We start from the raw sequence: 23416 nt of genomic DNA, 5'->3' as shown, positions 1-23416 counted from the left end.
TAGAGGGTTACATTCTAAAGACGCCATAATCTGTTGTTCCTTTGATGGGTTGATTGTGGATGGTTGCCAAGCAAACGGCTAGATAATTGCGTGTTTCCCTAGGGTCTATAACACCATCGTCCCAACCTTGAGAGGTAGAATACCAAGCGGTAGAGGATTGTTCAACTTGTTGAATCATATATTGTCGCAGCTGAGCAGCTTGTGCTTCATTGTATTCTACCCCTGCCTTTTTGGCGGCTGCTCGTTGTATAATTTCCATAACACCACTGAGCTGTTGAGGTCCCATAACGGCAATTTTGGAGTTGGGGTAAGAAAATAAAAACCTAGGTTGATAAGCACGCCCATTCATAGCATAATTACCAGCTCCATAAGAAGCACCAATCATAATCGTAATCGTTGGAACATCACTGTTAGAAACTGCATTAAGCATTTTTGCACCATCTTTGATAATGCCCCCTTCTTCGTAAGCTCGTCCAACCATAAATCCAGTTGTATTTTGAAGATAAAGTAACGGAATATTATTGCGATTGCACAACTGTATAAAATGCGTTGCTTTATTGGCTGACTCGGATAAAATAACCCCATTATTGGCAATAATGCCTATTTTGTACCCATGAATTTCTGCATAGCCTGTAATTAAGGTAGTGCCATAATTGGGTTTGAATTCAGAAAAGCAAGAACCATCAACAATACGAGCAATAAGTTCTCTTGCATCAATAGGTTTTCGAATGTCGGCAGGAACAATGCCTAACAATTCTTCGGTATCGTATAAAGGAGGTTGTACGGTTGTTTTTGTTGGGATTGTTGCCGAAGGCGCTTTTAATTGTTCTACGACTTCTCGTGCTAATCGAATGGCATCCTGCTCGTTTTCTGCTAGATAATCTGAAACACCTGAAATGGTGCTATGCATTTCTGCCCCTCCTAGAGACTCGTCGTCAGTAATTTCGTTAGTGGCCATTTTGACAAGCGGAGGACCTGCTAAGAAAACTTTTGCTTTCTTTTTGACCATAATGGTATAGTCAGACATACCAGGAATATAGGCACCCCCTGCGGTGCTGTTTCCAAAAACTACAGAAATCGTGGGAAAGCCTTTGCGGGAACGTCTTGTAATTTCTCTAAAAATGGTTCCTCCATAGTTAAAAATTTGTTCCTGTTCAGGAAGATTTGCTCCAGAAGATTCGACCAAATTAATGACAGGTAACCCATTTTCTACTGCAATCTCGCTCATGCGAATGCTTTTTTCTAGGGTAGCTTTATCAATCGAACCACCTCTATTGCTTCCCACATTGGCATTAATCATGCACAAACGTCCCATGACCAAACCTATGCCACACACAGCTGTTCCACCAGGACCAAATCCTTCTCCTTGAAGACCAATTAAAGGCAATAATTCTAAAAAGAAACTATCTTGATCTAGAAGTAATTCTATTCGTTCCCTAGCTAATAGCTTTCCTGAATTTTTAGCTTTTTGAAGGTGTTTTTCTTTTCCTTGAAACAAACTTTTTTGAAGATATCCATTAAGTTCTTCGACTAGTTTGGACATCTGTTCATAATTGTCTTGATAGCTTGGGGCATTTGTCTGAATAGCACTTTTAATTGGACGCATAAATTGATTTTTTAACCAAAAGATTAATATTTCCTCAATTTAAAATTTTTTATCAAAGGTCAAGAATTAATAGGAGGGTAAAATATCAACCAATTTAATTTCAGGAATAAAACATCTAAATTGGCGTAAATTATTAGTTTTGCAATTCTCAATAGTTAGGAATACGAAAACTAAAACATTATAATTGATAATGAAAAAAGTATATTATTTGAGCACTTGTAGTACCTGCAAGCGCATTTTGTCGGAAGTAGATACTACTGATTTTGAATTACAAGATCTAAAAAAAGAAGCCTTGTCAGAAGAGCAGGTGGAAGAACTTAGACAACAAACGGAGTCTTACGAATCTTTGATCAATCGAAGAGCTACCAAATACAAAGAAATGGGATTGAAAGACAAGAATTTGTCAGAAGAAGACTACAAAGAGTTATTATTGTCTCACTACACATTTCTAAAACGACCTGTATTTGTGTTTGAAGAGGCTATTTTTGTTGGCAATGCAAAGAAAACAGTGGAGGCATTAAAGGATTATTTGGCATAAAATTTTAGAATTGTTCTAAATAAAAACCTAAGCCTGTACGCTAATATTAAATGGTGTATTTTTGTGTTTATCAAGTGAATATTTCAACTACCTATGGTCACGTAGAAATAGAGGAGCAAAACATTAACCAATAAATATACCAGAATTATGACAAAGAAACCAGAAAACTCAATGGACCAAGTGGTTCTAGAGAAAATATCTAAAACACTCAAGTGGTGGAATCATGCAGCGGCTATTCATGCTGAAGATAGTATTCTTGTTATTGCACTAAAACTAAGTATTCGAGTGATCGGAATAGCTGTATTAGTAGCTTTGTCACCCTTTGCTATTTTTGGTTTTATACTAGCGGTTGCTTTTGCGATGTAATAAAGAGTAGATGTTAGTACTTAAACAAAGAACTTGGTGGGGATGTTTTTTGCTATTTGGGGGACATCAATTTGTAGAAAGAGTATGGAACTGGGATTGCCCATTAATAGACAGTTATTTAGATAGCTTTTTGTGCATGCCTATTTTGCTAGGTTTATTATTGGTCGAACGTCGTTTTTTGATGCAAAATGTTTCTTTCTGTTTTTCTCTTTTTGACACGTTGGTGATGGTTGTTGCGTTGAGTCTACTCTATGAAGAAGTTTTTACTAGAGTGTTTGATGGTTTTGTAAGAGACAATTGGGACTACGTATCTTATGGGCTGGGAGGAGGATATTTTTATCTTTTTGTCAACCAGTCAAGAGGCGTTGATACTAATTCAAGTGGCAATATCGTTAAGGAATAAGAAATGATGGAACAAATGATGAACTGTAAAATATGATAAGGTTGAAATATAAAATTCTCTGGAGTTTAATAATAAGTATACTATTTATTGGAGTTGGATGTGGTGCATCAGGCAATCAAAAAAAAGAATGCAAGTACAAGCCACCAACAGCTATCTTTGAGCATATTCAGGGATTTGCTAATCATAGTTTTGAAGTCAAAGGTCAGGATGCTGTAGAAAAGGTAACCGTGCCAGCTATGAATTTGAGTATTGAACTGTATCAATCAGGTTGCGATGTCTTGCAGCAAGAATATCGGATGTTGCTAAATGGAACGTATCCGCTCAATACACCACCAGAAGTTTGTGCAATAGATATTGCTGAAATTTTCTATAATTTATCGCAGCAAGCCCCCAACGAATTAGGTTTATTACAGCAATGGGCGATAGCAATGAAAGATAATGCGAAGTCGTTTCAATACAATGAAAAAATGATATTTTCTGGCTCTACTATATCTGCCAAAATCAACAAAACGCACCAAACTAACTCGGCTATGTTAACCGTTATCTTTTCAGAATAGGAAAGAAGAGAGGTCTTTATTAATAGTAGCAGTGCAGCTAACTATTGTATTAAGTAAATAGTTCAAATGCTTAAGTTCCAAACTGTAAGGCTCGCATGGAGCATAAAATGATTTGGAACTTAAGAACGAATGTGCTAGAAATACAAACAACTTATGAATATTAATTAGCTTCTATGATGCTTTTGTCTTTCATGCGGATAAAGTTGTAGACACCTTTTCCTTCTGCAAGCACTTCGGTTTCTGCTTCATTCCAAACCTTCATTCGTGTTACTAAAATCCGATTTCCTAGACGCACAATTTCCCCCTCTACAACAATGCCTTCTTCTTTGGCACCTTTGAGGTAATCTACACGCAAATCAATGGTCGCCATTTTGTCCTCAAAAGAAGTCAAATGAGTCATGCCAACAATTCCGCCAACGGAGTCCATGATAGTGGATAGCATGCCACCATGCCACCTTCTACGAACAATATCTCCCAAAACCATTTCTTGAAAAGGGACTTTAACTTTCGCATACCCACTGCGAATTTCAACGAGTTTTAGATTCAGAAATTTGTGAATAGGAATTTGTTCTTCTACAATGTTTTTAATAAAATTAATATCGATTTTCATAGTTATAATTAAAAAATGACTTTGGAAAAGAAGGGGAAGGAAGACAAATAGCAGATGGAGCTGATAGGCAGTTTTGAGTATAATTGGTAATTATTCAAACTAACATTACTCCGTTGAAAAATCGTATTAGTTTATTGCATGAGTGCTTCGCAGTTGATTATCAGTAAGATGTATTTTTGTTGACTTTTGTGTTAAAAGATTGATAATCAAACTAATGCAAGATGCTTTTTTACGTTTTTCGTAGGAAAACTAAAAAATCAACGGAGTATTAAACTAAATGACTAAGCAAAACTAATGGTTGTCAATATAAGTATTCAAATCCTTGCTTGATTTTATCTCCTAAAGATTAAATATGGTCTAGGATTAATTTTGCTTAGTTATTCTACAAAAATAGAATATATGGACATCTTTCTAATTGATTTTGTATCTCTATTGTCTTGCTCTAAAACCCCAAAGTCTAGGTTAGATAATATTTTAATGCGATTCTTGAATAATTAAATCGGGGCGAATTTTTTGTGTTAAACTCCATAAAACAATTCCCATAGAAACAGAAATATTAAAAGAGTGTTTGGTGCCAAATTGAGGAATTTCAATGCAACAATCAACGATATTCATAATTTCTTGATCAACACCTTTTACCTCGTTGCCAAAAATAATGGCTACTTTATCTTGTGCCTGAACTGGAACATTCTGCAACGGAATACTGCCTTCTGCTTGTTCGATTGCAGCAATTTGAAACCCTTTGGCTCGATAATGATTGACAGCCTCTTGAGTCGTTTCGAAATGTTGCCAAGCCACAGATTTAGTGGCACCAATAGCTGTTTTTAAAATTTCTCTGTGAGGAGGTTGAGCAGTAATACCACAAAGGGCTATTTCTTGAACCAAAAAAGCATCGCTAGTACGAAAAGCAGACCCAACATTAAGTGCAGAACGAATATTATCTAAAATAACAATAATAGGAGTTTTTGGGGTCTCTTTATATGACTCTACCGACAACCGATTGAGTTCTAGCATGGATCGCTTTTTCAAAATAAATGTAGTTTGTTAGTGTTAAGTATGTTGTTGTGAATGGTTTATAAACTATATATAATGTTTGCAAGATTACCAAAATAGTTAGCTGCGCTGCTACTACGTGGTTTCAACGACCAAATAGTAGGACCATAAGTAACCACTAATTATCAACAACAAAAAATTTGATCGAGGGCAAATTTAAAAACTAAATTTATTATTTGTCATTACTTTTTAAGAAAATCCTATTTGCTCATAAAGGAATAGGGTATACTTTAATAGAATGAATTTTGTTGTGATAGTCTCAATGTGTTGAAAATTAGTTGTTAAGATGAAGAAGGGGATGAGGTTAATTTTAGTGCTAGGCTTCGACCCATTGTTCTTGAATCGTTTTTCCTTCAATAAAAACCTTTGAAACATATTTTCCTTGGGGTAAATCCAAAGCCTTTAGTTTAAAGTTGAAGCGTATTTTGCCTCCTTTTTGAGTCATATCTTTAAAGACTTGTTGAACCATTTCACCTGCCTCATTAAAAATCTGGCAAGTCACGGTTGCATCTTCTTTTAAGATGTATTCATGATGACCATAAATAACAATGGCTTCTCCCGTAAAAGCGACTTGACGTTCTCGACCATCTTTGTATCGAACGGTGTATTTAGGAAGTGGTTTTCCTGTTAAGTCTGCTACAAATTTTTGAATTTTTATAGCTGTTTTTAGGTCATCATGATGTAGCCCTTTTAGGTCATGGTCATTGGTAACTGTCCATACAGCATGTTGAGCTGTATAGTTAATATCCTTGATGGTTGATAAAAAACTAGCCAACTCTAATAATTTACCATTGGCATTTTCTTTTAAATCAAATTGACTCTCCTTGCCTGGGCTGCGGTGATTGGATTGTGTGCAATAGCTGACAAAAGTAGGGCTAATGGTTCGTCCTGCTTTTACCAACAAAGTGCGCTCTTGCAAAATGATTTGATCTTGTTCAGAACTATCTCTAGAGGCGAATTGTAAACCAGTTGGAAAATAAACGTAGATGTCTTTGCGTTGGTGCACGTTCTTTAAACGAAGTTGCAAGGATTGGTAAGCAACGGACTGAATACTTGATAAAACAATAATTTTTTGTTGAATGGCTTCTTGTAAGCTAAATGTTTTAATCTTCGTATCTGGGGCTGCTTTTGAAATGCTGGGGATAACTAAAAATAAAAGCATCAAATGTTTAAGGTTCATAATGTCTTTTTTTGAAGGTGGTACGAATAGATTCTTTATAAGAACTGTCGAGGAATGTAATTTATTTTATAGCGAATGACTTTTGTTTTTCGACTTAATTAATAAGATGTTATCTTTGTAATTCTAGAAAATTAGAAAAGTTACTAGACAGAATAAAAAAAATAGAATACAAGTATTAGTCTGCTTAAAAAGGATATCAAACATAGCGCATGAATTTAAACAAAGAAGATTTAGCGAGATATAGTCGTCACTTATTGCTGTCAGAAATCGGCTTAGAAGGGCAAAAGAAACTGAAAAATGCCAACGTACTGGTCATTGGTGCTGGTGGCTTGGGCTGTCCGATTTTGCAATACTTAGCTGCTGCTGGAGTAGGAAAAATAGGTGTCATTGATGCTGATGTTTTGGAAGAGAGTAATTTGCAACGCCAAATTTTGTACACGGTAGCAGATATAGGAGTTAACAAAGCCTTGGCTGCTCAAAAGCGATTGGTTGCTCTAAATCCATTGATAGAGGTATTGGCTTATCCTTATGCTTTGGAGGTTTCAAATGCATTAGAATTATTCGAACAATACGATCTTGTGGTGGATGGCACTGATAATTTTGCGACTCGTTATATGGTCAATGATGCTTGCATTATCACTAACAAACCGTTGGTCTATGGTTCTATTTTTAAGTTTGAAGGGCAAGTAGCTGTTTTTAATTATCAAGGAGGTCCTAGTTATCGTTGTTTGTTCCCTAATCCTCCTGCACCTGGTGAGGTGCCCAATTGCTCAGAAGTAGGTGTATTGGGGGTTCTACCTGGAGTGATAGGAGCGATGCAAGCCAATGAAGCCCTAAAAATTATATTGGGATTAGGGGATGTTTTGTCTGAAAAACTATTGGTTTATAATGCATTGACAGCAGAAAGTTTGATCTTAACAATTCAGGCTAACGCTGCCGTTATTACCCAAACAAAAGCTATGAAAAAGGACTTTAAAACGACCAGTTATGAGGCTTTTTGTGGCATCAAAAAAGAAGAAAAACAACCAAGTATTCTAGAAATTTCACCTCAAGAATTAGCTGATAATTTGGAGCAATACACCTTGGTAGATGTTCGAGAAACTTGGGAACAACCTCGTTATGAAACGCTAAAGGGAATCGACATTCCTTTGCCTCGTTTGGTGCTTTGGAAAGATCGAATTCCTAAAGATAGACCAGTCGTTGTTCTTTGCGCCAAAGGGATTCGAAGTAAAATTGCTATCGAACAACTGCAAACGAATTATGGATACAACAATTTAATTAACCTGACAGGAGGAATTAAAAATTGGGAGGCACAGTTGTTAAAAACAAAATAGATTGACGATTTTATTTTAGTCCACTGTCTTGTAAATTGCTTGCTTAAGAATTTATTGCAAATCTTTGATAACGTATTTTTATCTCCATTATGAAAATAGCTCTCGTCATACTTGTTTTATTTGCATTGTTAGCCTGTAATAGTGAAGTTGTACAGCTGCCTTTTGATAAGATTCAAATGAATTTTATCACTACTGTGAATCAAAATAATAGCGGAGCAGCTTACTACTGCCGACAAGGAGCTTTGCTGACACAAGATAAGATTTATAAAAATAGGGATAGCATAGATCAAAAACTACAAAATTTGCCTATCATTGATACGGTATATTCTATAGCCATTGTTAAGCACGATTCTTCCAATTACTTTGATATTGGGTATTATGAACCTAAGGATAGTCTTGAGTCTAAAATAGCTTATGCAATTGCTTGGAAAAAGGAAGGAGGTCGTTGGGCAAAAGAATTGGAAGTTTTATATCCTGTAACAAGGCATCAAGATATGCATATGAAAGCGGTTGGTAAGGCTCGAGAGGATTGGGAATATTGGTCGAATCAACATTACCCTGATTCTTTGGTTATGGAGTTGTATCGTCAAAATGCTTTTTATTTAAATGACGGTTATATCTATCGAGGGCGGCGGGCAATCGAGGATAAGTATGCTTATATGTTGAGTGAAAATTGGCACATTCGATTGTCTACTATACAAACGATGCCGATAGGTGATAGCTTGTGTTATGATATAGGACAGTACGTTAGTGATGGAAGAGGTCATTATTTTCTTTTGTGGCAACTAGAAGAAGATGGAGTATGGCGTGTTTTGTTAGATTTTAATTTTTAGCGATAAAGTTGTATCGGATGGATCATCATTAGAATATTTATTAAACTACCCTGCGTTTTGTCAAACGATTATGTATGGTACCAAATTCCAAAAAATGAATCAATTACTTGTTTGTTGTTTAGGGCTATTGATGGTTGCCTGTACAAGCAAAAAGCCAAGGACAGAAACAAAAACAGTTCTATATGAAAATACGATTCATATTGATTCTTCTATCATTATACCTTCAGAGTACACTGCATACCGAACGGCAGACAATATGGTAATTGATGGGCAAGCTGTGGAGAATGCTTGGTCAAAAGCAGCTTATACGAGTACTTTCATAGATATAGAAGGCGTTAAAGAACCTAAATATAAAACACAGGTAAAAATGCTTTGGGATGATGCGTACTTATATGTTTATGCGGAATTAGAAGAACCACACATTTGGGGCAATATTAAAAAACACGATGCAGTTGTTTTTTATAACAACGATTTTGAGGTGTTTATAGATCCAACAGATGACACTTATAATTACGTAGAAATTGAAGTCAATGCTTTGAATACTGTCTGGGATTTGTGTTTGAATAAAGCATATCGTTTTGGAGGACACGCTAATGATTACTATGAAATAGAAGGACTAAAAACGGCTGTTTATCTAGGAGGCAGTTTGAATGATGCCACTGATATTGATACGTTTTGGTCGGTAGAAATGGCGATTCCTTTTGAAGTGCTTTTGCAACGGAAAAGAAAAACGGTTAAGCATCCCAAGGGAGGAGATTATTGGCGGATTAATTTCTCTAGAGTTCAATGGGAACATGATTTGAACGATGGAATGTATAGTTTGAAAAAAGAAAATGGGAAGCGGTTGCCTGAGTACAATTGGGTGTGGTCAAATCAAGGTGCTATCAACATGCATTTGCCTGAGCATTGGGGCTATTTGGTGTTTAGTGATCATTTAGTAGGTAAGGAAGCAACGGAAGTAACCATTCCTCAAGTACTAAACAAACAGGTGGCTTATGCTTTGTTGGAACAAATAAAGTTTGGCAAACACAAATCCTTGTTAGATAGTAGCCCTCAAACAATGTATCAATTAAATCAGTTGGAAATTAGGCAAAATTTGTTCGATGTCGTTTTTTTGAAAACCTATGTTGGTTTTGAATTATACATAGAGAACTTAACCTCTAAAGAACAATTTGTTATTAATGAAGAAGGAAAATTTAAATTGTTATGAGTAGTGTAAAATTTAGTTGTTGGAAAATGCTGATTATTGGATTTGCTTTACTAGCTGCCTGCCAAGTTCCCAAAGAAGAAGATGCAACTAATGTTCAAGAGGAAACGATAGAAATTCCCTCTGTAGACAGCAGCTTTACATTGTCAACTTGGGTGCATGGCGAAAAAGAATACGATGCTGACAAATGGACTCAAAAGTTGAACTATTATGACTCTTTGGGAATCACAGAATTGTTGGTGCAAGCAAGTCCTGAGTTTTTGACAGAATTAGTGCCTTTGGCTACTCGTATGAATATGAAGGTGCATGCTTGGATGTGGACGTTGAATCAACCGGGTAACAAAGAAACTCAAGCACACCCAGAATGGTATGCTGTTAATAGACGAGGGCAAAACTCTTTGGAATATCGAGCTTATGTAAATTATTATCAGTGGCTAAGCCCTTTTCATCCCGATGCTTGTGCCTATATCAAAAGCAAGGTTCAAGCGTATTGTTCCATAGAAAACTTAGCTTCAGTACATCTAGATTATGTACGGTATGTGGATGTGATTTTGGGAGCAGATTTGCAGCCTAAGTACAATTTAAAACAAGAAACAGAGCTGCCAGAATATGATTATGGTTATCATCCTATTGCTAGGGAAGGTTTTAAAGCTATTTTTGGAAAAGATCCAATGGACATGGAACATCCAGAGTTAAGCACAGAGTGGCGGCAATATCGCTTGAATGCAATTACAAAATTGGTGAATGAAATTGCAGATTTAACACATCAGTATAATATTCCTTTGACAGCAGCAGTTTTTCCTTTTCCAGAAATGTCTCGCCAAATGGTTCGTCAAGCATGGAACGATTGGAATTTAGATGCCGCTTATCCTATGTTGTATCACAATTTTTATAGAGAAGGGATTAATTGGATAGGTTTTGCGACCAACCAAGGCGTACAAGATGTTGATTTTCCAATTCATGCAGGTTTGTATTCTCCTGCGTTGCGATTGGCTGAGGATTTGGAGGCAGCGATTCGCATTACCAAAAAAAATGGTGCAAAAGGAATGTGTATTTTTATGGCAGATGATTTAAATGCAGCACAAAAACAGGTATTTTTAAAATTAAAAGCTATTTTGTAAAAGATAGCAGTTATAAATATTTAATCTTTAACAAACGGGGCTAAGTTTTACAATTTTGCCTTAAAATACTATAGCCGTTCGTTGCATTGCTACTTTGTAGTTGCCATGAATGACGATCAAAGAGGCACGAAGTTCTAATACCTCTTTGGGGAAAGCATGGAGGAGTAGAATGATTCGCACCATTTTTAAGCTCCACTAAAAAACGTTAAAAATATATCATTATGTCAGATGGATCAGAAAAAATAATTGCAGTAACAATTATTCTAGGAGTTGTTGCTGGGCTAATCTTTTTAATTTACAAATTGGCTGTTCATTTTGAAAAGAAAAAAGAAGAGAACTTTAAAAAGTTAGGTAGACCCTATGGTTTGCGATTTGAAAAGGATATGTTGGCAGAGTATGGAACCAAAAAAGGACCACTTTTAAAAGGTACCATCAAAGGGCATAATTTTGTTTGTTATACCTATGTGGTAGGGGCAGGAAAAAATGCTACCTATTGGACAGCTTTTAAATTGCAGCACAATCTTAATACAGAAGGATATCGGCTTCGATTGGCGAGCGAGCATATTTTTAGAAAAATGGGAAAAGGTTTGGGGCTTGTCAAAGAAATAGAAATTGGTGTACAGGATTTTGACCATCGGTTTTTGATAGATGCAGAAAACCTCACGACTACTCGTACCTTACTAAACAAAAAAACACGGGATAAATTAACTGATATTCCAAAGATGTATTTTGGAGAGTTGCTAGTTGATAATCAAGAAATTTTTTATAAAGTACCCCTTCAACTAAGTCATGATAAAAGCTGTGAGAATTTTAAAATAGCTTTGGAGGCAGCGATATTGTTGTTGGATGATTTAAAACGTGTTTATAGGTAGTTTTTTAATTCGGGGAAGGTGTTCCATAAGAGTTGTTCTGCTTCTTGAAATGCTTTCCATTGTTCATCATTTAATTCTGGTTCCCGCTTAATAGCTCCAAAAAACAAACTTTTAAGGTGCACATAATAATCCTTGGCATCGTCGAGTTCTTGAGTTTGAAGAACCAAAAGGCGAACAAAGTTGCTAAGGTGAAAAGCATCATCCATATAAATAGAAAATGCTTTGATGTAGTAATCTTTGGCTTGTTCATAATTTTGATAGACTCGCTCGTATAACTCTGCCAAATTACCTAATATATTGTAACTTCTAGGGTTGATTTTTAGACCATTTTGATAGGCTTCTATGGCTTCTTCGGGCTTGTTTTCTGTAATCCAAAGCCGATTGCCATAAATAGTCCATGCAAACATATTATGGGGATTGTTTTCCAAGACAAGTTCTAGTATTTCTTTACCACGAGGGAGGGTTTCTGGGTGGTTCTTTTGCATATAAGTATCTGCCAGCCAGATTTGAAGTGTTTCGTCTTGTGGATAATGTTTAAGCGCATTTTCAAAAGTTTGAGTAGCCCTATCAATATCCTTAATATAATCTAAAAACAAAGCTCCTTTTGCTTCCAATGCATCGTAATGCTGAGGTTCAATTTCAAGCATTTTATCATAAAAAGAAAGTGCTTTGGGGTAGTCTTGATAGCCATCTTTGTATAGCGTTGCCAAGGTGCTTAATGTGTTGAGATCGTTAGGATTGTATTCTAAAGAAATGAAATAATAGCGTTCTGCCCAATCGAGTCGTTTTTTGTAATATTCGGCAATAGTTTCTGCGATGGCAAAATACTCTCCTGTATAGTCATTATTTTGACGAATAATGGGCATAAAAGTAGCTCGGTGTGCTTCATGTTGTTCAAACCAATGCCAGTTTTCTTCAAAATCTTCGGGCTCAAATAAATTTTGGTAAATATGAAAAATTTGAAAAATATCATTCCATGCCTTGATTTGTGTCCTATCAAAGGTACTTTCTAAGAGCTGAAGTGCTTCTTTTCGTTGAGCATCGTTCCAAGAGAGTTGGCTGATAAGCACCAATTCGTTCATTACCTTTGGAATGGCAGTTGGATAATTGTGCAGGATTTGGAAAGCGACATCAATACTACTAGCGTTAGAACTGATGAGGAGTTGAGATAAATTGTTGATTTCGTCAGAAGTTAAGGGTTGTGCCTTCATTTTTTATGCAGTGAATGAATAATAGAGCCTCAAAAGTACAAAAAAAATAAATTGGAATAGGAAAAGAGTAGTCAGAAGTCTTTAAATTTATAATCCAGTAATTTTTAATTTTGGAGGAAGTTGAATAGAGCAATTTTAAATAGTAATAGATGACGAAGTTATTTTATAAAATAATAGCGTTTTTTCAAAATTTTTTGCGTGGAGGAGAGGATAATGATGTTTTAGATGGATCTTTATCTCTTCGTCCTAAAGAGGTTGAAAACGTTGCTGCACAAAGAGTTCCATACGAAGATGGATTAGAAGATAATAAACGACCTTTAGACAAAAAAAAGGAGTTATTAGAAATTAAAAGCCATAGTTATTATAAATTACGTGATAGTATATCTAAATACGCCTTAGAATATTTGAACAAAGGAAATGCTAGTTTTGATAATAATGATTATTTAGAAGCGATTAAGAGTTACGACAAAGCGATTGATTTTAACCCTAATTTAGAAGAGGCTTATCACCAAAGAGGCTGGGCAAAATATTGTTTAGGAGATTATTGGTGGGCAATTGATGATTATAATAAGGCGATTGAAATCAATCCTAAGGCTGAGTATTCATATAATAACAGAGGTGTTTCCAAACAAAAACTAAATGATGTAGAAGGCGCATTAGAAGACTATAATAAAGCTATAGAGATTAATAGTTATTGCTTTTTGGCGATTGTCAATAGAGGTAGATTAAAAAATCAAGAAGGAGACATCAAAGGAGCTATCAAAGATTTTAGTTCTGTTATTGAAAGAGACTCAAATTATTTGGATGCCTATTTGGAAAGAGGCGAAATTCTTCTGATGCAAGGTCATTATGAAAACGCATTGGTTGATTTTACTAAAGCGATAAAAATCAATCCTCAAAATAGTACAGGATATCTCAACCGTGGATTAATACTATGTAAGTTAAAAAACTATGTCGATTCTATTGATGACTACTCTAAAGCAATCTCAATAGATAATACTTCACATACAGCTTATAATAATAGAGGGTATACCAGACTATTTATTGGCAGTTATGAAGCTGCAATTAAAGATTTTTCGCTTGCGATTGAAATCAATCCTTTTTTTGCCTACTCATATAATAATAGAGGCTTTGCAAAATATAAATTAGGAAAATTTAAAGAGGGGCTCATGGATTGCAAATATTCTTTAAAGTTGGATAAAAAAAATTCTTATGTTCATTATAATCTTGGGTTATTGTATAAGGCGCTGAACCAATTAAAACGAGCCCAAAGTCACTTTGATAAAGCAAAAAGTCTTGACTATGATGGTCCTATAGAGAGGACTTAGGTTTATGATTTAAAATAAAGATGAACAACCAAAACGCTAAAAATTTTGAAAATAAAACACTATAAACTATGCTTATCACAATTACATCTATTCGACTAAGAAGCGTGTGGAACTTTTTTAAGCTATCTTGGCACGGTTTAAAAATAACTCTACAACTAAAAAAAACACCTGGTTTTATTCGTTTAAAAAATACAGGATTTGGATATATGCATTATACCATAACAGCTTGGGAGTCGAAGGAGTTGATGCAACAAGCCATGCGAACAGGAGCACATCAAGAAGCAATGAAAGAGAGCGCTGCACTAGCAACAGAAATTGCTACTTACACGTACGAGTCGGACGAGTTTCCCTCGTGGAAAGTAGCAAAAGAAAAGATAAAGCAAGGGCGTGTCATTAAATATTGAACGCCCTAAAATTTTTTCTGTATAAAAAGATACATCAGCTTGAAGGTTTCTAAAACTTCTAAAAGTATTGCAAAAAATTAACCTTCAAGTTGATGGCTCCTAGAAGCTGACACGAGCTTTAATAGTTTGTTTTGTCCATTTTTTGAGTCCAAGCCTCAAAAGCAGACAAAGCATCTTTGCGCATTAAACGAACAATTTTGATGTGGCGATCATCAATATCCCGTTCCAATTCATCGTAAATAAACTGATCGTCAAAACCTATTGCCGCTGCATCTTCTCGGTCACAGCCAAAATAAACCATTTTGGGTCTTGCCCAATAAATAGCACCCAAGCACATTGGGCAAGGCTCACAAGAGGTGTAAATTATACAGTCGTCTAATTGGAAGGTATTGAGAGCTTGGCAAGCATTTCGAATAGCCGTAACTTCTGCATGAGCAGTAGGATCATTGGTAGAGGTTACTTTATTGTATCCTTCGCCAACAATGATTCCATCTTTAACAACAACGGCTCCAAAAGGACCACCAGCATTAGAATGCATGCCTTCCTTGGCTAGGTCAATAGCTCGTTGCATAAATTGTTTATCTTCTTCTGTCATATTGATTATGTGTTGGTTAAAATTGATGCGTATGGGGTAAGCATTAACGACGAATGCCATCTAGTGTTGTTCCTTTAAATAAAGCACCTTCTAAATTAGCGCCTGTAAAATCTACGCCTGTGCAGTTGCATATTTCAAAATCAGCATTTCTAAGATCAGCATTAACAAAAGAGGCGCCAGTTAAATCTGCCCCTGTAAAATCAGTGCCTACCGCAGAGCAGTTGTCAAAATTAGCACCAGCCAAAAAGGCATCTGTTAGCAAAGAGTGGTTTAGGTTGGCTCCTTGAAAATTTACTTCTTCAGCAATAGCACCTGCAAAGTCAGAGTAGGTTAGTTGTACGTTTTCTAAGCTTGTTTCTGGAGAAAACTGCTTCATGCGCACTTCAAACTGTTTTCCTTCCGTTCCTTTTTTACCCATATAAATATTCATAGGGATACCTGATAACTGTAATCGTTCAAATCGACCACCACTACCTCCTGATTGGATGAATTGGTCGTGGGCTTCAAGCATTTTTTGAACTTCTTCAGATGTAAATGGGGTAGCACTTGATGCCATGTTTCTAATAAGTACAGCATCCATATCGCTGTCTCTTGGAGGTATTTCAGATTGATAAAAACCTTCAATATATTCTCGTTCCATTGGTGTTTATTTTATAGATTGAATTGATAAAGTGATGACATACTTACATGATAGTATGGCGATGCTTGGTACAGCATAGTAAGTTAACTAAAAAAGCTGCATTTCGTAAGAAATACAGCTTAATTTTTAGAATAAGTTATTATTTGACATGCTCTTGTTTTAATAACTGGTTACAGTACAGGATTGCTGCGTGGTTGTTGAAAATATGCAGTAGCAGCTAAGCCTATTAAAATAGTACCCATCCTATTTGACTAGTAAACGTATTGGCGTTAAAAGTACCTGTGTAAGCATATTGCAGGTTTCCATTAGCGTCAACTGAAGGAAGAACAGGACCAGCCCAATGCATGTTAGTATTTATACCATTATTAGTCTTATAATAATGAGGCCAGTCTACAGTAGAAGAAAGCGAAAAATCATTTTCTACTTTGGTAATGCAAATATCCTGTCCAAGGTTATCAGACTTCGTCGATGAAATAACAAAGCCACCATTATTAGGAACAATAGCTATAGAACTAGCTTTAAAGGCACCATTACTAGAAGGAGTAAGAAGTTCAAATCCTTGGTTAGTTGGATACTGTGTGGATAGATTAGCATCTAATTGAGCGATGGTTAGTGAGCCACCTACAACATTACCAACAAATGTAATATTTTGAGTGGTTGCATCGTAAACTGAATACCCACCTTCTACATCATAACCTTGGCTATCGTGGAAAGATCTTTTTGTAGGAGTTCCAGTTGCTTTATCAAACAAGGTAACAAGAAACTTTGTAGAAGGAGTAGAACCAGAATGAATTGTTTGGGTGGTTCCTATCACAGCATATCCATCAGGTGTTATTGCTACTGAAGTGCCATAATCTTTTCCTTGAAGACCATAAGCAGCATTTTGTTCATACCAATTAAAATTGAAGTTATTATCCAAAGACATGACAAACATATCTGTAAGATCTGTATTGGTATTATAAAATGGCTTACTATTGTTAACATCGGTTGTATATCCTGTCAAAATATATTTTGAAGTACCACTAGAAGCATCAATTTTGAAATCAGAGATCCTCTCTGTAAATTCATCATTACTTTTTAGCTCTACTCCATCTGTAGATGTCGCAGTACCTGTAGAGGAAAGTTGATAAAATACAATTTTGGTATGTTTTTTTACTCCATGACTGCTATTTATGTTAGGATAAGCTATATAAGTTCTATTCCCTGCAATGGTAAAAGAGCCATCTGATTCTTCGACAACTTTGACACCTTCCTCGTCATAATGAACGGTCTGTCCGTTTAAAGAACCTGATCCCATCTCTGAGGCTTTCCCCATTGAAGTTGTCCATTGCTGGATGCCTCTAGCATCTGTTTTTATAGCAACAATATCTCCTTCTATAGGACTATTGGTATAAGAAGTTCCTACCATTAGATAACCTCCATCACTAGTTTTGATGATATCGGCAGTAATTGATTTTTGACCAGCAGAGTACATTTGTTCAGAAATAGTGTTGTTTTCTGGAATGCTAGCATCTTTTTTACAACTGTAGTGGGCACATAGTGTTAGACTTAAAAAAGCCATTAAAAATTTCTTTTTAGTTTTTAACATGGTAATTAAATTTGGTCTTTGTGAAAGAATTTTTTACAGGCAAGAACATCTATTTCTACATTCTAGAACTATAGAAAAAAACTATCTTAACCTATTTTAGTTAGTTTGGAAATAAACAGATTGTTGAATAGCTTATTTAGCTAAAAACATAGAATAGTATAAGTTTCTACTAGCCCTATAATAGAAAAATGCTATTTAGAATTAGCTAAATATCAACACAGTAAATCTGTGGGAGAGAACTAAGTAAGTGGAATTTTGAGAGTATAGCTTTATTGTGCCCACAATAAAACTATGATAAAACATACGGGGAACAATGTATGTTTGATGAATTTGAGCTCGAATTTATAATAAAAAAATTAATATTCCAAATAAAGCACCTATTTATATTTAAGTATCGGTTGTAACAGCATCCCAATTTTGTTGACGATGATGCACTAACCAGTTCAAGGCATAATGGCGTTCGTATACAATTCCTGGATGTAGTTTCCCAGAGGGAGGCGTATTTTTGATGCGAGCGTCTACGCAAGCCCAGTTCATTCGATAAGTCAAATCTAACGCCTCTACAATTTCCTCTTTGCTTCGAAGTGTACTACTAGCCGTAAATTCTTCTCTCGATTGTTGTAGAATAGAACCCAAGAACTCATCAACCACACACATTTCAGATGGATAAGGAAGATTTTCTATTTTTTGAATCGCCCAACAGAGCAAGAACAGACTTTCATAGCGCCAAGTCAAGATAGACAACTCATCGGCAGGAACATCATTACTCAATACATAGTTTTCATAAGGCGAAAGCTCTGTAATTTCTTTTTCAGACATAATAGTTTTCAATTGCTCTATAGCTACACCTTCTGCTCTAGCTGTGATAATGGTTAATGCATAGATGCGATTAATAATAGCCGTTTTATCTCTCAATTCAATTTCAGTAAGATTAGGCGTGCAAGGTAAATGAGGATTGATGGTTACTTGATGTTTTTGAAGGAGAGCTTCACTCCGTGCCTTTCGGTCGAGCTGTGCTGAAGTATACGCTGCTTGGGGAGGATCATAATATTGAGTATCAATGTTCACTTCTAATTGAGATATTTTGGATACTCCAGCTGTATCTAGAATTAAGTCAAAGTTTTTATCTAAGAATTGTTGATGTTTGGATTTTGAAAATAATGCAGTAGGAGGGGTAAATAAAATGCCATCCAATACTTGTAGGGTTTCTTTTAGAATTTTTTCAAAATCTTCAGATATATAAGGTTGCGCTGTAAAACTAATTTCGCTATTAAGAGTAGCAATTTTTTGTAACAACAAACTTTGAATGGTTGTATTTTGAGCGGGCAAATTAGAAACATAGTTGTGCATCCCGACTAAATTCTGTGTTAAAGGGCAGGTTGGTTGCTCTAGTTGATAAGAGGGTACTGTACGTTGTCTTCCTTGGATGGTAACGATGTGTTTACGACTCAACAAGCCTTTTTTTGCTTGCACGATCAAAATTTTTTCACCTTCTGTATCTTTTCTTTCTAGTGTTGCTTTGGGAAGGTATTTTTTTATAATAGGTATTATAGCATCAAAATCAATAGAATGGCTATAAATTGTACATTGCTCCATGTGTTTGGTTAATTTATATTAGGATACGGTTTAGAAACAATCTTAATCAACTTTCTTCATACTTGATGGTTACGATAGGCTCTAAGATAAAATTTTTATTCTTTTTATAAAGGCAAGGAAGTAGACAGAAAAGGGAGCATATAAAAATAATAGAAGAAAGATCTTCTTAATTTCAAACAATGTTGAATGAAAAAAGTAATCTTTTTCTAAACTTTTTCTTGTTAACTGCGTTTAGTAATCATGTTGTTTAAGATTGAACTACTGAACTTTTCCTCACAATGTGGTGCTTAATTAGAAATCACCTACATTAATCTCTCTTCACCAAATTAGTTCATTACGCTACGATCAAAAGCTAATTTTATTAAGCCTTTCCGCACTTAATTATCATAGCCTACTTAAATGATTCGTATAAAAACAATCAATTTAAACAATAAAACTTTTACAAATGAACACTAATTTTTTGAAAGTAGGATTCTTGCTATCCATTAGCTCTTTGGCATTTGTTGCTTGCGACAAAGAGGACAATAACAATGATAATTCTACAAGAACAGAGTTGTACGTTTCCAATAATTCCAATGGAAATGTAACTGTTTATGACATGGAAAAGAATGAGACCAAAACGTTAACAACCACATCTTTAGCAGCAGAAGGTATTTATTATGATGCAGATATGGATAAGGTAATCCAAGCATCTAGAAGCAGTAATCAACTGAACGTATACAGCAGCATTTCCACTTTATCAGTCAATGCTATTTTATCTCTTGCTTTTTCGAGCTCTTCCGATTTGTCTAGCCCAAGAGATGTTGCTGTTAATGGCAATATGGTTGTGGTAGCAGATAATGCCGATGTAGATGGAAATACAGCAACGGCAGATGGACGACTCTTTATTTACACCAAAAGCGACGGAGCATTGACGCTTAGAAATGTTGTTACAACAGAATTTGCCGTTTGGGGAATTGAGTTTGTGGAGAATGATTTGTATGCTGTAGTGGATAAAACCAACCAGTTAGCAGTTTTTGCTAATTTTACAGCTTCTAATACAACCAATGCTACCGTAAGTGCTAGTAAAACGATTGCCATTGAAGGAATTGTTCGAACTCATGGTCTTGCTTACGACGGTGGAACGATGATTTTAACCGATGTAGGAGCTGCTACTTCAGATTCGGATGGCGGTTTTCATATTATCACAGATTTTAAAAGTAAATTTTCTAATACAGCAGATGGAGGTATGTTAGCTGTGGCAGGCAATCAAATAAGAGTAGCAGGCGCTGCTACTATGTTGGGAAATCCTGTTGCCGCTGAATACGACGCTAGCGCCAATGTAGTTTATATTGCAGAAGCTGCTAACGGTGGTGGTCGAGTATTGAGTTATACCAATGCTGATGCAGGGGGAGACTTAACACCATCTATGAACAAAAGCTTGTCCAAAGCTTCTTCATTATATTTTTATAGTAATTAATACAGGTGATATTTAGCATTACTTCGTGAAAAAAACTATGTTACTACAGGGTATTTATTTTCATGAATGTAGTGAAGCTATCTATTAAGTAAGTGGACAGAAAAAAGTATAGTGCAAAAAGAATTCTATTTTGCCTATAAATTTTTATGAACGATTACTTACTTTTATATAATCATGCTTAATATAGATAAGGCGTTTGTCAGAATAATATTTCTGGCAAACGCTTTTACCATTGAGTACTTGCTCGATTTAATATTCATTTTCGATATCTTATTTTTTTCTTGTTTGCTAAGTTTTTTATGTCGACTTACTTGATTAATTTTAATAAATTACTTAAATCATATTTATTCCTGAATTAATATTTGAACCAATGAAACAATCAAAACAAATCGCAAACCGCTTTAGAGAAGTACTTCTGAGTGGTCAATGGATTGCAAATACGAATTGTAAAGAAATGTTGTCTGGTATATCGTGGCAAGAAGCAATTCAAAAGATAGGTTCTTTGAATACCATTCATGCGCTAACGTATCACATTGATTATTATGTAGCAGGTGTATTAAATGTCTTGGAAGGAGGGACGCTAGATATTCGAGACAAGTATAGTTTTGATTGCCCCGAAATAACATGCGAAAGCGATTGGGACAATCTTCTAAATTCTATGTGGAGTAATGCGGAACAATTTGCTAATTGTGTAGAAAAAATGTCTGACGAACAGTTGGAAAAAAGTTTTGTCGATGAAAAGTATGGGAATTACCGTAGAAATATTGAAGCAATTATTGAGCATAGTTATTACCACTTAGGTCAAATATCATTGATAAAAAAAATGCTTAGAGAAGGGATATAAGAAAACACCTATTCTATACCTCACCTTAGCGAGATATAGAATAGATGGAACAGCCTTACTTTATTCAATGATTATTTTTTTTGTATATTCTTTTTGCGTCGTTTGTACTTTTATTAGATAGATACCATTCGCTAGTTGAAGATTTAGATCTTTTGAATTGGTCGGATGGAAGTTAGATTGGTAGACCAACTCACCAAGAAGGTTGTAGACCATCAACTGCTTTATTGTCTGTTGTAGAGGATGTAGGTCTACTACAACATGACCATTACTAGGGTTGGGGTAAATAGAAATTGTTTCTATGGGAGAATTTAGTTTAGTTTTGTTCAAGAGGCTAGAACAGCCTAGTATACCTGTTGCCCAACTTACAGGACTATTGTAGTTGGCAGCGGCAGGCCAGTACTCCCATGAGTTGAATGTATTGGTGACATCAAAAGCAATTCCTATGCTATCCGTAGTATTGGAGTTTAAATGGATGGTACTGAAAGGGATTTTTATTTCAACAGTATCTGTTTGAGGAGGATTTTGATCAAAATTATTAGCTGCAACCCAGTTGGGGCGAACGAGTTGGCAACTGTCGTAATTATTAGGTTGCCCTTGCGATTCGCAGTCTGTTGCAGAAACATGAAACCACCAGTCGTCAGGCATCCAACTAGGGCTTTTGTCGTGATTAACATCTAATAGAATCTCAGGAAAACGAATGTTAGAAGATTGTAAATGGTCAACAAAAGCGACATATAGGTTCAAACTATCGTGTTTAAAAAAGACTTGAACGGTATTGGCGCCATTTTGAATGAGCAAATCGATTTTATTGGCATCTTGCCATTCATTACTAGAGAAGGAACCATTTATAGTTGGCGCATTTCCACAAGGAATGTGAATGGTGTTTTGTGCCAATAGGGGGAAATTGTTTAGGAATAAAATTAAGATTCCTAAGTAGGTGATTGGTTTCATTTTATTTTGTTTGTTTGAAGTAAAAACATTACAAAGTAAAACTACTTGGAATCTGTATGTATTAAAGTTAAAGAGGGTTAATTAAGGTTAATTCCAACTGAAAGTAGAATAATTTTATGTTAAACTATTTTACTCGGACATAAATTAAGCGACTTTTGCTGCGCCCCGATTCTCGTTCGTCGATTTCAATAGACTTAACGGATTTAATCAAAGGTGTTAGTTTGGGAAACCCATAATTTCTAGCATCAAAATTAGGTTGCTTTTTTTGTAGTAGAGAACCAACATCTCCCAAAAAAGCCCAGCCATCATCATCGGCAACGTCAGAAATAGTATTTTCGATCAAGCGTTTTACTTTGGGCGTAACAGGCTCAAAATCGTCTTTTTCATCTTTTTTGATTTTGCTTGACGCCTTGCCTTTGGAGATGATCTTTTCAAGTTTAGGTTTTAAGATTTCAACATAAATAAAACGATCGCAGGCAACGATAAACGGCTCAGGGGTTTTTCTCTCTCCAATGCCAATGACATTCATACCAGCTTCTCGCAATCGAGTAGCTAGACGAGTAAAATCGCTATCACTAGAAACGATGCAAAAGCCATCTACTTTGCCAGAATACAAAATATCCATAGCATCAATAATCATTGCAGAATCCGTTGCATTTTTTCCTCTAGTATAAGCATACTGTTGTATCGGAGTAATAGCATTGGTTAAAAGTAAATTTTTCCATTTTTTTAGGTGTGGTCTTGTCCAATCGCCATAAATTCTTTTTATAGTAGGAATGCCATATTTGGCAATTTCTTCCATCATTTCTTTGATGTAGGCAGAAGGTATATTGTCACCGTCAATAAGAACGGCTAGTCGTTTTTCAGAGTTTTTTTGAGTGCTCATTGATGTGTTTATGGTTATAGTGCTTGATAAATGCTATTATTTTTTTAGTCAACTAAAAGAGCATTTTTAATAAGAAAGCAAACACAATAAATTGTAGAAACTAGAAATTATCGAAGTCTAGTTACTAAAACAACAACCTATTGTTATTTTTGTTGCCTTCTTTGGAGGATTAGTTTGGGAGAGAAAACGCCGTTAAAGTATATTGTTTTGGTAGTCAGTATGGTGTGTTCTAGA

The 23416-nt window shown here is 35.5% G+C and carries 25 protein-coding genes; 13 read left to right on the top strand and 12 right to left on the bottom strand.

Translation table 11 applies throughout. The annotated features are described in order from the left end of the window. Positions 1–7: 7 nt before the first annotated feature. Positions 8–1606 carry an acyl-CoA carboxylase subunit beta gene (locus CG11_RS09255; RefSeq protein ID WP_052595403.1) on the bottom strand — a complete coding sequence of 533 codons (1599 nt, stop codon included), beginning with the start codon at positions 1604–1606 and terminating at the stop codon, positions 8–10. 190 nt (positions 1607–1796) lie between these two features. Between CG11_RS09255 and CG11_RS09250 the strand changes: the two genes are divergently transcribed. The 4 genes from CG11_RS09250 to CG11_RS09235 all read left to right on the top strand — a co-directional run bounded on the left by CG11_RS09250 (position 1797) and on the right by CG11_RS09235 (position 3470). Beyond that, positions 1797–2144 carry an arsenate reductase family protein gene (locus CG11_RS09250; RefSeq protein WP_052595401.1) on the top strand — a complete coding sequence of 116 codons (348 nt, stop codon included), beginning with the start codon at positions 1797–1799 and terminating at the stop codon, positions 2142–2144. A gap of 147 nt (positions 2145–2291) precedes the next feature. Then, complete coding sequence (locus CG11_RS09245) at positions 2292–2510, top strand: hypothetical protein (protein ID WP_052595399.1); 219 nt, start codon at positions 2292–2294, stop codon at positions 2508–2510. Between the two features lie 10 nt (positions 2511–2520). Beyond that, a complete protein-coding gene (locus tag CG11_RS09240; protein WP_052595397.1) occupies positions 2521–2913 on the top strand; it encodes a hypothetical protein in 393 nt (130 codons plus the stop codon). Positions 2914–2954: 41 nt separating this feature from the next. Beyond that, on the top strand, positions 2955–3470 hold the full coding sequence (locus CG11_RS09235; RefSeq protein WP_156039712.1) for a hypothetical protein: 516 nt from the start codon (positions 2955–2957) through the stop codon (positions 3468–3470). A gap of 160 nt (positions 3471–3630) precedes the next feature. Here CG11_RS09235 and CG11_RS09230 read toward each other — a convergent pair whose 3' ends face one another. The 3 genes from CG11_RS09230 to CG11_RS09220 all read right to left on the bottom strand — a co-directional run bounded on the left by CG11_RS09230 (position 3631) and on the right by CG11_RS09220 (position 6313). Further along, positions 3631–4080: a hotdog fold thioesterase gene (locus CG11_RS09230; protein WP_052595392.1), complete on the bottom strand. Its 450-nt coding sequence runs from the start codon at positions 4078–4080 to the stop codon at positions 3631–3633. 474 nt (positions 4081–4554) lie between these two features. Then, the gene (locus tag CG11_RS09225) at positions 4555–5109 is read right to left on the bottom strand and encodes an RNA methyltransferase (RefSeq protein ID WP_052595390.1); all 555 of its coding nucleotides are present in this window, start codon (positions 5107–5109) and stop codon (positions 4555–4557) included. A gap of 340 nt (positions 5110–5449) precedes the next feature. Further along, a complete protein-coding gene (locus CG11_RS09220) occupies positions 5450–6313 on the bottom strand; it encodes a hypothetical protein (RefSeq protein WP_052595388.1) in 864 nt (287 codons plus the stop codon). Positions 6314–6522: 209 nt separating this feature from the next. Between CG11_RS09220 and moeB the strand changes: the two genes are divergently transcribed. From moeB to CG11_RS09200, 4 genes are all read left to right on the top strand, one after another. Next, entirely contained in the window at positions 6523–7647 is a 1125-nt protein-coding gene (moeB, locus tag CG11_RS09215; RefSeq protein ID WP_052595385.1) for a molybdopterin-synthase adenylyltransferase MoeB, read from the top strand. Between the two features lie 89 nt (positions 7648–7736). Next, a complete protein-coding gene (locus tag CG11_RS09210; RefSeq protein ID WP_052595383.1) occupies positions 7737–8480 on the top strand; it encodes a hypothetical protein in 744 nt (247 codons plus the stop codon). Positions 8481–8574: 94 nt separating this feature from the next. Next, positions 8575–9690, top strand: coding sequence for a carbohydrate-binding family 9-like protein (locus CG11_RS09205; protein ID WP_197043810.1), 1116 nt, complete (start codon positions 8575–8577; stop codon positions 9688–9690). Then, on the top strand, positions 9687–10808 hold the full coding sequence (locus tag CG11_RS09200) for a family 10 glycosylhydrolase (protein WP_052595379.1): 1122 nt from the start codon (positions 9687–9689) through the stop codon (positions 10806–10808). Before CG11_RS09205 ends, CG11_RS09200 begins: the two co-directional genes overlap by 4 nt. Before the next feature lie 60 nt (positions 10809–10868). Here the strand turns inward: CG11_RS09200 and CG11_RS30925 are convergent, their stop codons facing one another. After that, positions 10869–10991: a hypothetical protein gene (locus CG11_RS30925; protein ID WP_255351926.1), complete on the bottom strand. Its 123-nt coding sequence runs from the start codon at positions 10989–10991 to the stop codon at positions 10869–10871. A 38-nt stretch (positions 10992–11029) separates the two neighbouring features. Here CG11_RS30925 and CG11_RS09195 point away from each other — a divergent pair, with 38 nt between their 5' ends. Continuing rightward, entirely contained in the window at positions 11030–11680 is a 651-nt protein-coding gene (locus CG11_RS09195; protein WP_052595377.1) for a hypothetical protein, read from the top strand. Here the strand turns inward: CG11_RS09195 and CG11_RS09190 are convergent. After that, positions 11671–12891 carry a lipopolysaccharide assembly protein LapB gene (locus tag CG11_RS09190; protein ID WP_052595374.1) on the bottom strand — a complete coding sequence of 407 codons (1221 nt, stop codon included), beginning with the start codon at positions 12889–12891 and terminating at the stop codon, positions 11671–11673. The two genes, CG11_RS09195 and CG11_RS09190, sit on opposite strands and share 10 nt — an antisense overlap. A gap of 149 nt (positions 12892–13040) precedes the next feature. On the opposite strand from CG11_RS09190, the gene CG11_RS09185 reads away from it, so the two are divergent. Both CG11_RS09185 and CG11_RS09180 read left to right on the top strand, forming a co-directional pair. Then, complete coding sequence (locus CG11_RS09185; protein ID WP_052595372.1) at positions 13041–14219, top strand: tetratricopeptide repeat protein; 1179 nt, start codon at positions 13041–13043, stop codon at positions 14217–14219. Positions 14220–14287: 68 nt separating this feature from the next. Next, complete coding sequence (locus CG11_RS09180) at positions 14288–14623, top strand: hypothetical protein (protein WP_052595371.1); 336 nt, start codon at positions 14288–14290, stop codon at positions 14621–14623. Positions 14624–14741: 118 nt separating this feature from the next. On the opposite strand, the gene CG11_RS09175 is transcribed toward CG11_RS09180, so the two are convergent. The 4 genes from CG11_RS09175 to CG11_RS09160 form a co-directional block, all read right to left on the bottom strand. Next, positions 14742–15218, bottom strand: a complete 477-nt coding sequence (locus tag CG11_RS09175) for a nucleoside deaminase (protein ID WP_052595369.1) — start codon at positions 15216–15218, stop codon at positions 14742–14744. A gap of 43 nt (positions 15219–15261) precedes the next feature. Next, positions 15262–15858 carry a pentapeptide repeat-containing protein gene (locus CG11_RS09170; protein ID WP_052595366.1) on the bottom strand — a complete coding sequence of 199 codons (597 nt, stop codon included), beginning with the start codon at positions 15856–15858 and terminating at the stop codon, positions 15262–15264. 226 nt (positions 15859–16084) lie between these two features. Further along, positions 16085–17419 carry a hypothetical protein gene (locus CG11_RS09165; protein WP_156039711.1) on the bottom strand — a complete coding sequence of 445 codons (1335 nt, stop codon included), beginning with the start codon at positions 17417–17419 and terminating at the stop codon, positions 16085–16087. 414 nt (positions 17420–17833) lie between these two features. Then, positions 17834–19042, bottom strand: coding sequence for a DUF4272 domain-containing protein (locus CG11_RS09160; RefSeq protein WP_052595363.1), 1209 nt, complete (start codon positions 19040–19042; stop codon positions 17834–17836). Positions 19043–19487: 445 nt separating this feature from the next. On the opposite strand from CG11_RS09160, the gene CG11_RS09155 reads away from it, so the two are divergent. Both CG11_RS09155 and CG11_RS09150 read left to right on the top strand, forming a co-directional pair. Next, positions 19488–20501 (top strand): hypothetical protein, encoded by a 1014-nt coding sequence (locus CG11_RS09155; protein WP_052595361.1) that lies wholly within the window; start codon positions 19488–19490, stop codon positions 20499–20501. Positions 20502–20871: 370 nt separating this feature from the next. Beyond that, positions 20872–21345: a hypothetical protein gene (locus CG11_RS09150; protein WP_052595359.1), complete on the top strand. Its 474-nt coding sequence runs from the start codon at positions 20872–20874 to the stop codon at positions 21343–21345. A gap of 60 nt (positions 21346–21405) precedes the next feature. Here the strand turns inward: CG11_RS09150 and CG11_RS09145 are convergent, their stop codons facing one another. Both CG11_RS09145 and CG11_RS09140 read right to left on the bottom strand, forming a co-directional pair. Further along, positions 21406–22296: a T9SS type A sorting domain-containing protein gene (locus CG11_RS09145; protein ID WP_052595357.1), complete on the bottom strand. Its 891-nt coding sequence runs from the start codon at positions 22294–22296 to the stop codon at positions 21406–21408. A gap of 124 nt (positions 22297–22420) precedes the next feature. Next, positions 22421–23182 (bottom strand): NYN domain-containing protein, encoded by a 762-nt coding sequence (locus tag CG11_RS09140; RefSeq protein ID WP_052595355.1) that lies wholly within the window; start codon positions 23180–23182, stop codon positions 22421–22423. Positions 23183–23416: the final 234 nt, after the last annotated feature.

The organism is Aureispira sp. CCB-QB1 (assembly GCF_000724545.1).
Taxonomy (GTDB): domain Bacteria; phylum Bacteroidota; class Bacteroidia; order Chitinophagales; family Saprospiraceae; genus Aureispira.
Note: the sequence above shows the minus strand (reverse complement) of the source record. Positions and strands in the feature narration are given on the sequence as shown.